Below are 11,707 nucleotides of genomic sequence, written 5' to 3' on the forward strand. Positions count from 1 at the left end.
ATGTACCGTCGATTTTTCCAATTATCCACCTTATCACTCGCGGTACTGCATGCCCTGCCGGTTATCGCGAACACTGTTTCCCTGCCACCTTATCAGCCGACACAAAGTGATTTCGGCGGCGTCGGCCTGATGCAAATGCCAACCGGCCGTGTTGCGCCGGAAGGCGAGTTTTCTCTGGGTGCCACGTTTAACCATGATTATCACCACTATCATACATCCTTACAGTTGATGCCGTGGCTGGAGACAACTATCCGCTATACCCAGGTGCCTGAGCGCCTTTACAGCGGTGATGTGAACTTCAGTGGTGACACCTATTACACCGATAAAGGCATTGACGTAAAGCTGCGCCTTTGGGAAGAGAGTTACTGGTTGCCGGAAACCTCGGTAGGACTTCGCGATCTGGGGGGAACCGGGTTGTTTGATGGCGAGTATATTGCGGCCAGCAAGCATATTGGGCCACTGGATGTCACATTAGGTGTTGGCTGGGGTTATCTGGGGAACCGTGCAAACCTTCGCGGCAATGATCGCGGTGATGTCGATTGTGGGCGGGATACCTCTTACAAAGGCAAAGGGGGCAGCTTTGATTACGATCGGTGGTTTACAGGCTGTATGTCTGTGTTTGGCGGTGTGGAATACCAGACGCCTTGGGAGCCACTTCGCTTGAAAGTGGAGTATGACGGCAATAACTATGCCTCTGATTTTGCACCCAATATAACGCAAGATTCCGACTTCAACTATGGCCTGGTGTACCGCTTTGGCCGCTGGGGAGACATTCGCGCCAGTTATGAGCGAGGAAACACCTGGACGCTGGGCTTTACACTCAAAACCAATTTCAACACCCTGTCGCAACACTGGATAGATACTCCAACACCGACGTATAACGGCAAGCAGGAAAACGATGTTGCTGACATTGACTGGGATAAAGTTGCCGTTGATTTAGCGGACATTGCAGGTTATCGCGATACTCAGGTTTATGCCGACAATGATTCGGTGACCGTCGTGGGCAATCAGTCTAAATACCGTAACCGCGACATTGCCCATGAAAAAGCGGCGATGATCCTGGCAAACACAGGATCTACAGCCACGCACTTTACGCTGATTGAAGAAAAAGCCAACCAGCCTATTACCCAGACAGTGATTGACGCAGAGGCTTATCGCAAGGTAGCGAATCAGGATTATATCGGCGCCAGCGTGACAGATGCCACGCGGCGGGTTGATCCCGGTTCGCCAAGAGGAACGCTGCAGGTAGACACCCGTAAGCCCTGGTCTGTCAGTGTGTCACCCAACCTTCAGCAGTCAATTGGTGGCTCTGAAGATTTTTATATGTTCAATGTGGGAATTGCGGCCGGGGCCAGTTACTGGTTTGGCGATCATGTGGAGTTGAGTGGCGGCGTTTACGTTAACCTTTACGATAACTATGACAAATTCAAGTACGATGTACCGCCTGATGGCACAGATCTGAAACGGGTTCGTACCCTGGTTCGCCAATATATCTCTGACAACACAGTACGTGTGAATAACTTGCAGCTGACGGCGTTTGATAAGGTTGGTGACAGTGTCTATGTTCAGGCTTATGGCGGTTATCTGGAAACCATGTTTGCCGGTGTCGGGGGGGAAATCCTGTACCGTCCGCTGAACAGCAACTGGGCGTTTGGCATCGACATGAACTATGTGGCCCAACGCGATCCGAATTCTGAGTGGGGAATTTTTACCCAGGAGCGCCATTTTGACCCAACGACAGGCCGCTATTACCGGGTACAAACCGGTACACCGACAGGGCATTTCACCACCTATTACCGCCCGGAGTGGCGCTGGTTTGATGATTTGCTGATCAAAGCGAGTATCGGTAAATATCTGGCAGAGGATGAAGGGATCACCCTGGATATTTCAAAGCAGTTTGACAGTGGTGTGATTGCCGGTGCTTATGTTGCCAAAACCAACCTTTCGGCTGAAGAGTTCGGCGAAGGCAGCTTTAACAAAGGCTTTTATATTTCCATTCCGTTTGACATTTTTACCGTTAAACCCAGTGCTAACCGCGCCTATATCGGCTGGACGCCCCTTTCCCGCGATGGTGGCCAAATGCTGACGAGAAAATATAGCCTTTACAGCATGACAGATGCACGCTACCCCCGCTCGGAGTTCACCCACAAGTAGTGAATAACGAGGTGACGAACAAACAGGTAGCAAAATAAAACGGCGAGAAACGGGAGCATTCCCGTTTTTCGCCTATCTTTCTTTTCCCATCACTACCCGCTCTGCCAGTCCGCGCTTGCCTATTTCGTTTGCCAGTGCCTCCTGAGCGTCGTGATCCCCGTGAACAATACGCACCTCTTTAGGCCTTGTTGGGATCCCCTGAATAAAGGCAAGCAGATCGGCTTGGTCCGCATGGGCAGAATACCCGGACATGGTGTGTATATGGGCATTCACCTCAATACATTGGTTGTCGATTTCCACCTGGCTTAATCCCTGCTGCAACTGGCGCCCCAGTGTGCCTCTTGCCTGATAACCCGCCAGAATGACATCCGTTCTGGCATCCGGTAACAAGGCTTCCAGATAGTTTAGAATGCGCCCGCCATTACACATACCACTGGCAGCGACCACAATGGCAGGCTCTCCGGTTTGTTTCAGACGGTTGACGAGCGCCTGGTGATCCTGGTGGGAATCAATGGTAATGCATTGCTCAAATGCCAGTGGGTGTCTGCCTGCTTCTACCCGCCACTTGGCTTCTTCTCCCCACAGCGCTTTAAACGTCCGGTATTGTTCCGTGACCTTGGCGGCCATTGGCGAATCCAGCACCACGGGAAGGGTTGACCATGCCTGCTTTTCAGCCTCATTCAGTTGTGTGGCTATGATGGCTTCTATATCGAATAACAACTCTTGGGTGCGCCCAACGCTGAATGCAGGTATCAAAATCACCCCACCATCAAGCAGCGATCGGTTGATCAGTGCTTTTAGCCTTTGGGCGCGTGCTTCGATAGACTCATGAATGCCATCCCCATAGGTACTTTCAATCACCAGGATATCTGCACGCTCAGGCGACACGGGATCAGGCAGCAATGGCGTATGACTGGGACCAAGATCGCCTGAAAAAACGAGGCGCTCCCCAGTCGGCAATGTCACTTCTACGTAAGCAGATCCAAGGATATGACCGGCAGGCTGGAAGCGGATATCGGCAACAGGGTGAGATTGGCGCTTGATACTGTGCCAGGTGCCATAGTGAACGGGAACAATCAGTGATTGTATCAACCTGAGAATACGTTGCCTCTCTTTATGGTTGAGGCCCAACTGCAACCGCAATGCATCATCCAGCATTAAGGGGACGAGGCTTGCCGTAGCGGATGTGCAATAAATGGGTGACGTAAACCCAGCGGCAAGCAGCCAGGGCAATCGGCCAATGTGGTCGATATGTGCGTGGGTTAAGATTAATGCATCAATATCCTGCACATCAAAATCTATCTCTAAAGCGCGTACTTCATCGCCCTGAAACAGCCCACAATCGATAAGGAGCTTTCCATTTTCGGTGGTCAATTGGTGACAAGAACCTGTCACACCGGTTTTGGCGCCGTGATGAATGATGTGCATGTTACCGATCCCGTGTGGGTTTTCATTTCACACCATGATGCCCGAGCGGGGAGAAAAATAATCCCTCACAGACAAAGTCTGAGAGGGATGGTAAATTTCAGCATGCAAAAAAGTAAAGCAATGATATGCGCTGCGATGGCTAACGTACTGAAGCCGTTTCGTTACCTGCTTCTGATGGCATAAACAGCCAGGCACCAGTAAACAAGGTAAACAAATAGACCAGATGCGTGTGATGGAACGGCACATCGGTTAGACCCGCTAACGCGACCATCAACATCAAACTGCTTAGCAGCGGATCGAGCGAAAAACCGACTCCGCCATGGGGGGCAGAAGATGTAACATAGAGCAGTGGCGACACAAACCACGCTAACAGCACCATCAACCCAAGAACACCGTACCGGGCCAAAGTATCAAAATATTGGTTGTGCAGGTGGGGAGGATTAGAGTCTCCACGGTTGAATCGCGCACTGATATCTTCCCGAAGTGCATCATCGCCTACACCAAAAATTGGCGCTTGGGATACGATTTCTTTTCCTTGCAGCCAAAGGGTAAGGCGAATACCAATCGATGTATTAAAATTGCCATTGGCAATCTGCGTGAATTCGTACTCTGTGACCGCAATGCGTTGTTGAATTTTGTCTTCAAAGGCTTTGTATCCCAGCCCACACAACAGTGCAACCGCTAGCAGCGCCATCAAATACGTGCGAAAGGATGGCTGGACAATACGCAATACCATATACACCATGACCACTGGCAAGAATAAAATCACGCCGCGCACGTCTGTTAGCACGATTGCCGTGCCAGCCAACGCAACACCCAACCAGGAAACAATGCGCCATGGCCATGATTTCGCCATCAAGCATTGGTGTAATGCACCCAGCACCATAAATGCACAAAACAAGGCATAAGGGATCGGGTTTGTCGCTACACCAACCCGCTGTATGCCTAAGCCCCAAAATTCATACATGGCATTCAAGCCACACAAGATCGCTGCGAAAATCAACATCCTCGTCAAATAGTGACGGGGTAGCTGTGCCCAAGGGAGCATAAGCAGGTAAATCAGGCAGGTCACTAACGTGCGTGAAAAAGCAAATTCATCCCCCCGCAGCAAATGTGGAAAACCAAAGTAGAAAAAGGCCACGAGACTGGTAATCATTAGTGGGCGGGTGCGCGCAGCCTGCCAATTTTGCTTAAGGGCATCACGGTAAAACCACAGACAATACACGCAAACCAAGGGGATCAATCGGGAAAGTATTGATTTGGTTTCCGCGATGTTAAATATGCCAAGAAACAAGACGGCAAGAGGGCTAAGCAAAAATAGCGCCTCAAGACGCTGTTTATTGAATGGGATAATATTTTGAAAAGTGATCGCTGACATCTTCAACTAGCAGAAAAATAATATATGTAAGTTTAGTAGGTTATGGACATGCGCACAGGATGTGCGCAATATTTCAAGAGGTTATTTGACGTTTAGCGCCCGACATTTTTTCCAATACATGATCGAAAGCATGATTTTCTTATAGAGCGTATACAGTTCGCGGGATAACTTACGGTAGAACGGCGGTTTTTCCATTTTTTCAAATTGGATAGTTGATTCGTTACCAATGTGATCAGCCATAAAACATGGCTCTAACTGGTAGGAATATTGCCCATGAATGTAATTGGCACCGACAAAACAATCAACAGGGAAACACCAGCGGTGTTTAATCAATCTGGATGCCGCTTTTGGTGAAATAGCATAAGCACAAAGACCTCCGTAGTTATCCCTCATCAGGTGAAGAGAAAACTCACCATCTTTGATTACCTCAGTAGTAGCGCTCCCCTTGCAGACAGATTGCATTCTGATAAAACCGTACTCGTTGGCAGCCATCAAGGCGTACTCAACAATGCTTTTCGCGTTTTCATGAAGTTCAATGTCATCTTCGCAGATAATGATAGGCTCACCAAGCTCTATACATTTGAGCCACAATGCATAATGACTGGCATAACAACCCAGCTCACCTTTACTTGGCGTTTTGCCACTGGTTAACCAAAGGCGTTTACGATAATCATAATCAGCCGCAAGCTCAGGTTCTCCCAAATGCCCATCCACCGCATCAAAGAACGTAAACGCAATGTTTTTTTCTGCCATTTCTTTAGCAATCTTTTCACGGCGTTCAACACTTCTTTTCAGGCTAATCACATAAACATTTGACACGGACATTAGAAACACTCTTGGGGTTTTATCTGGGGGCGCAGTCTATCTTAGATTGCAGAAAATGGCGAGTTGCCTGGGTTTGTTATGTTACGTTTCACCGAGAAGCCGTAGGCAAAAACACCTATGAAGGGAAATTAATATGGCTAAAAACGCTTCTCTCACCAAGAAACGATAAGGAAGTAGCAGCAAGGGATACAGTAGTGGCCATTATGGCTGCTTTTTGACCCTATCACCGGCACCACCACCAGTGATGGTTTGAACAATGTAAGTAAAATAGCGCTTCAATGTAAGACACTGAATCATCTTCTGGTCCCATTCTGCGAGGCGTTTAGGTGCCGACATATCTATATTATTCACCTGAGCCAGACCTGTAATGCCTGGCAACACCTTAAAAACCCCGCGGCTCTCCCGCTCTGCAATCAGCTCCTGTTGATTAAACAAACAGGGACGCGGCCCCACCAGGCTCATCTCTCCTTTCAGAACGTTGATAAGCTGAGGCAATTCATCCAGTTTTGTCTTGCGAAGAAAGTGACCAAGTTTCGTCACAGAGGAAGCGCTGGCGAGATGCGTCGCCACCGATTCAGTATCAAGCGCCATGGTCCGAAACTTGAACAGCATAAACGGTTGTTGATTTTTGCCCACACGCGTTTGACAAAAAATGGGAGACCCCGTGTCGAAATAGCCCAAAATGATTATGAGGATAAGTATTGGTAACAGAATCAAAAAGCCAATAAAGGAAACCGTCAAATCTATCACTCTGTACATCAATTACCTCTCACCATTTTTCATAAAGTCGTCGACGGTTTCTTGAATGCCTTGCTCAAAGGAAAAGGGAGGTTGCCAATCTAGCGTGCTTCTAGCATGTTCGATATTCATTTGCAGATTGTCATATAGCCTGTGAGAGACCGCTTTTTTTCCTGCCAGCGAAAGTAAGCTTGTCATGATGCATTTAGGTACAGGTAACAACCGGCTTTTTTTACCCATCGCGTCACTCAGTGCACTCAATAGCTGGGATGTAGACACATCTACACCATCTGACACCAAAAATGTTTGGTTCGCGGCTTTTGGTGACGTACAGCATAGCAAGATAAAGTCGGTAAGGTTGTGAATGTACACCAAACTTCGCGCATTACCGGTTATACCAAATGGCAAGGGGATCCCTTTTTTTACCCATGACATCATTGCACGAAAATTCGCTTTTACACCCGGTCCATAGACCAATGGCGGACGAATAATCACCACTTCCATTCCTGTACTCTTCGCGATTTCCCTCAGGCTTTGCTCGGCGAGATACTTCGATTTGCCATAAAGATCGGATGGAGGCTGAGTGACCCTTTCTGTAAAAGGGCAGCCAGTTTCCGTTTTCTCTCCATTAACCTTAATAGAGCTGAGAAAAACAAAACGCTTTACACCAGAATTGGCTGCTTGTTGTGCTAAAGTGAGCGTGCCTTCCACGTTAACGGCATGGTAAGTATCGGTGAGGCTTATGTCTGGCTGATGAACAAGAGCGGCGCAGTGAACAACTACGTCGATCCCACATAAAGCGTCCAGCCAATCAACGTGTTGGGTTAAATCAGCGACAAAGTCATCCTTTTCCCCAAACGTTCTTACGTGCCTGATGTATTCTATCCCTTCTCTTTGAAGTAATTTGATAAATTGACTGGAGACAAAACCTTGACCACCGGTAACTAATAATCTCACATTTTACTCACAACACTATTTCACCTTGGCGATATTGTACCTACACTTAAGTAATAAAAGTCAACGCTTTGCTACTGGCTACTTCCACACTAGGGCCATATTACGTGTCATACTGATGACATCATTCCAGCTCGCTTTCTACTTCTTTAGGACGAGTCTAAGCAAAATGTAACGTCAAAAGGGCTCGAGTAAATGCTCAAACCAGTCAAAATGTTTTTGTCGACACCTCGCTACAAAAAACGCGGACTCAGTATCGCATATGACTTTCTAGCGATATGGCTCTCTCTTTATGCTGCTTATGCCCTGCGATTGGATAAACCAATACTAGACCTGTCACTGGAGCAATACACAACCTTTGCGTGTACGGTATTCGTCACGCTTGCCGTATTTGTTAAGTTAGGGATGTACAGAGCTGTTCTGAGATACATCACTGTACCGGCGTTGGCTAATATTTTCTTGGGGGTGTTGGTTTCATCATTAGCTGTACCTGTATTTGGCTTTTTATTCCAGGCATTTGTACCGAGAAGTGTACCTGCTATTTACGCCGGACTGGCAATTCTGGCTCTGGGCGGCCCAAGAATTTTACTTCGCGCTTTTTACTATCATCAGTGGAAAAGAAAAAAGCCTAATGTGCTCATTTACGGTGCGGGTGCTACTGGACGAGATTTAGCTTATGCCTTGCAGCAAGGTAATGAATATCACCCAGTAGCCTTTCTCGATGATGACCCAGGTAAACGCGGAACAATACTGCTGGGACTCAAAGTCCACAAATTTGGTGACTTTGATAAATTGCTGACGCATTACCAACCCGTGAAGATTTTACTGGCCATCAACAATATCGACAAAGCCGATAGGATCAAACTGGTTGAAAAACTGACTGCATTACCTTTAGAGGTTCAATCCGTACCTTCTTTAGATGATCTGGCAAGTGGTAAAGCCAAGATTTCAGAACTGAGAGATTTAGATGTAGCTGAGTTGCTTGGTAGAAAGCCCGTTCAGCCAATCGACTCATTGCTGGCGAGATGTATTAAGAATCGTTCGGTGATGGTTACTGGCGCGGGAGGTTCTATCGGTTCTGAACTATGTAGACAAATCATAAAGCAACAACCTGATCGATTAGTTCTTTTTGAACTCAACGAGTACAACTTATATAAGATTGAGAGGGAGTTGAAACAAACCAAGCTGACCCTAGGCTTCAATACATCAATTATAAGTATTCTAGGATCAGTACAAGACAAGACGCTTGTTCAATTGGTAACGGAACAACATAAAGTCAAAACAATATACCATGCAGCAGCATTCAAGCATGTCCCACTTGTCGAAGCCAATATCATTGAAGGCGTACGTAACAATGTGTTAGGAACATGGTTTTGCGCTGAAGCCGCAATTGAAAGTGGTGTTCAAGACTTCGTGCTTATTTCTACCGACAAAGCTGTGAGGCCTACAAATGTTATGGGAGCCAGTAAAAGACTGGCGGAGTTGGTATTGCAATCACTCTCAGATAGACAGGATACAACATGCTTCTCAATGGTACGGTTTGGTAATGTTCTCGACAGTTCTGGTTCAGTTGTCCCCCTATTTCGCGATCAGATTCGAAAAGGCGGCCCTGTAACCGTTACACACCCGGATATTACTCGCTATTTTATGATGATACCGGAAGCTGCTGAGTTAGTTATTCAAGCCGGATCCATGCGAAAGAATGGGCAAGTTTTCGTATTAGATATGGGAGAGCCCGTCAAAATACTGGATTTGGCAAGGAAAATGATCCATTTGATGGGCATGAAAGAAGTAGTGATGGACACTAATGATGGAAAAGAATGCAATTCAGAAGACGAAATAGAGATTGTATTTACAGGGTTAAGACCCGGTGAAAAATTATTTGAAGAGCTCTTAGTGGGTGACAATGTAGAAGGAACGATTCATCCTAAAATAATGACAGCCTGTGAAGACAAGCTTAGCTGGGGAGAAATGCAACGGCTTCTAGAATATATTCAAAAGCTCAGTGACAAATACGACGACGATAGTATGATTAGATTACTAAAGGAAGCTCCTCTAAGCTTTGCCCCTACAGTTGATGACTCTAAGCTTATTCAGTTATCTAAAAAGCGAAGCGAATACTCTGCAAGTAAAAGGCGTAATCTATTGTGAAAACTGTTATCACCCCTAAAATTATAGATGAGACTATAAATGTAACAACTTCTTTTCCTATGATATATCGGATCTTATACCGTTAAACTTTGATCCAAATGGAGTGGGAATAGCACATCACTGGTTTATTGATCATTTATTATAGGCCAACTACATAATATCAACTACACTTTGACAGTGCCCGCTCTTAATGGGATTTAACAAACCGTTAACAATGCTGCGTTCTTCTCTGTAATAGTTTTCATTTTTAATATACTGATCAATTTCTCTAAGCAGAGATTTAAATGTAGTTGGTTTAGGCCCAGGGCTAAGAGTACAGTAGTCTATGGAAAATCCTATTTTACTTCTATACTCCTCAAAATCATAAGGAATGAAAACAATAGGTTTATCTAATAGTAAATAGTCTACATATATACTTGAATAGTCAGTAATAAGAATATCATATTGATTTAAAACGACATTAATATCGTCAATTTTTTCCTTAGTTAGGATTGTTATATTGTCTAACCGAGCTATATTGTCAGGAAGTTTAGATTCAAAATTTGGATGTAATCGTAAATGCAATTCAAGAGCTCTTTCAGAGAGAAAAGAACTCAAATCATTTGGTGAGAAATCAATAAAAGGAAATAAAAGTGTATCAGAAAAAGGTCTCCAAGTAGGTGCATAAAGAATTTTTTTACTACTATTCATCTCATCTTTAATTGTTAAATTGTCATTTCTAGGTTGACCCGCACGTACTACTTTCTCCTTCCCCACACCAATAAAGTTTGACCAAGCAATATCGAACAAATCGGAACTAGATATAAAAAAGCTGAAGTTAGTCCTAACCATTCTATAATAAGCCTTTTTTAGCCAGTTAGAGTAACCTTCAAGAAGACCAATAGCCTTTATTGGTGAGCCATGACCCAAATGAAAAACTTTTCTCCGAAAGGAATGAAATACACCTCCAACTGGAGTTTCTAATGAAGATGTGAACCAATATTTTGATGTCAATATATAATAGATGTCAGAAAATCTACTGTTTCCTATAAAATGGTCACCATATTGGTGTAGTAATAACTCTCTCTTTTTTTTATCTGCAATAACAAATTTAACCTCAAATTCTGGATAATTGTTAATAAGAAAGAAAAAAAGTGTTTTTGTATTATGATTAAATTCAGTGTTAAATTCAGAATTAAGTGTAACTCTCAAACTATTTCTATTCAAAAATAATGAAATAAATGATGGAATCAAACCAGATAACATAATCATTAATCTATGAGAATTGTACTTTCTATTGTTCATATTCTTTTTAATTTCTTCTTAATGGCTTGTATTTTATTCAACATTCCCTTAGTTGAATTGTTAGCAATTCGTGAAAGTAAAAGTAACAATATAGCCCAACCAACTGATAGTTCAGTAGCATGGAAGGAAAAAACAATTCCACCAAATAAAAATATAAAAAAAGAACTGCTTATTATGTTGTTTGCTTGTCCTTTCTCTAAATGCATTCTATCAAGAAATCGAAACTTATTGTTAGTATAAACAAAATACTTAACAATAAATAAATAAGAAATCTGACTTAGTAAAAAAATAAAACAAAACGTTGGAGAGACAAAAAAGAAAAGTAATGTCGATATTGAAAACATTATTATATCTCCAATAATTCCAGAAAAAACTCGAAAAGAGTAGCAAACAAAACCATTTCCATATTCACCATATTTTGTTCTATATGTTTCATCAACAAGCTTTTTTTGAGAGGTCTTTTCCAAACGACTAGTATAAAGTTGAACTAATATATTAACCAAATAAACACTTGAAATTAAAAACACCAAACCTGTAACAAATAGTTCTGAACCATATTCACCTCTAAGATCAGTAAACTTACTAATCTGACTAACACCAGACATTAGCAGAAAAACTTTAATTGGAAGAAACATTACAAGCATATTTAGAAATCCACCAAGAAAATAAAAAAAAGACAATTTATATACTTGCACACCAGCCAAAACATAATCAAGGGCATGTATTTCTCTTATTATATAAAAATCTTGAATCAGGCGCCGAAATATAATCTTGATGGCACTAAAAAATTTCATC

At 43.9% G+C, this 11,707-nt stretch carries 9 protein-coding genes; 2 read left to right on the forward strand and 7 right to left on the reverse strand.

The features are described 5' to 3' along the window. Positions 1 to 2,154, forward strand: a complete 2,154-nt coding sequence (locus VHA_RS16795) for a YjbH domain-containing protein (RefSeq protein ID WP_005506497.1) — start codon at positions 1 to 3, stop codon at positions 2,152 to 2,154. 72 nt (positions 2,155 to 2,226) lie between these two features. Here the strand turns inward: VHA_RS16795 and VHA_RS16800 are convergent, their stop codons facing one another. From VHA_RS16800 to VHA_RS16820, 5 genes are all read right to left on the reverse strand, one after another. Next, entirely contained in the window at positions 2,227 to 3,582 is a 1,356-nt protein-coding gene (locus VHA_RS16800; RefSeq protein ID WP_005506498.1) for an MBL fold metallo-hydrolase, read from the reverse strand. Positions 3,583 to 3,721: 139 nt separating this feature from the next. Beyond that, positions 3,722 to 4,738, reverse strand: a complete 1,017-nt coding sequence (locus VHA_RS16805) for an O-antigen ligase family protein (protein WP_226926532.1) — start codon at positions 4,736 to 4,738, stop codon at positions 3,722 to 3,724. Between the two features lie 303 nt (positions 4,739 to 5,041). Next, positions 5,042 to 5,764 carry a glycosyltransferase family 25 protein gene (locus tag VHA_RS16810; protein WP_236994874.1) on the reverse strand — a complete coding sequence of 241 codons (723 nt, stop codon included), beginning with the start codon at positions 5,762 to 5,764 and terminating at the stop codon, positions 5,042 to 5,044. A 222-nt stretch (positions 5,765 to 5,986) separates the two neighbouring features. Continuing rightward, positions 5,987 to 6,544: a sugar transferase gene (locus tag VHA_RS16815; protein ID WP_040529155.1), complete on the reverse strand. Its 558-nt coding sequence runs from the start codon at positions 6,542 to 6,544 to the stop codon at positions 5,987 to 5,989. A 3-nt stretch (positions 6,545 to 6,547) separates the two neighbouring features. Beyond that, positions 6,548 to 7,480, reverse strand: a complete 933-nt coding sequence (locus VHA_RS16820; protein ID WP_005506504.1) for a UDP-glucose 4-epimerase family protein — start codon at positions 7,478 to 7,480, stop codon at positions 6,548 to 6,550. 192 nt (positions 7,481 to 7,672) lie between these two features. Between VHA_RS16820 and VHA_RS16825 the strand changes: the two genes are divergently transcribed. After that, positions 7,673 to 9,628, forward strand: coding sequence for a polysaccharide biosynthesis protein (locus tag VHA_RS16825; RefSeq protein ID WP_005506506.1), 1,956 nt, complete (start codon positions 7,673 to 7,675; stop codon positions 9,626 to 9,628). 150 nt (positions 9,629 to 9,778) lie between these two features. Here VHA_RS16825 and VHA_RS16830 read toward each other — a convergent pair whose 3' ends face one another. Beyond that, positions 9,779 to 10,873: a CDP-glycerol glycerophosphotransferase family protein gene (locus VHA_RS16830; protein WP_158161628.1), complete on the reverse strand. Its 1,095-nt coding sequence runs from the start codon at positions 10,871 to 10,873 to the stop codon at positions 9,779 to 9,781. Positions 10,874 to 10,908: 35 nt separating this feature from the next. Continuing rightward, complete coding sequence (locus VHA_RS16835; protein ID WP_005506510.1) at positions 10,909 to 11,706, reverse strand: hypothetical protein; 798 nt, start codon at positions 11,704 to 11,706, stop codon at positions 10,909 to 10,911. Position 11,707 lies beyond the last annotated feature (1 nt).

The organism is Grimontia hollisae CIP 101886 (genome assembly GCF_000176515.1).
Classification (GTDB): domain Bacteria; phylum Pseudomonadota; class Gammaproteobacteria; order Enterobacterales; family Vibrionaceae; genus Enterovibrio; species Enterovibrio hollisae.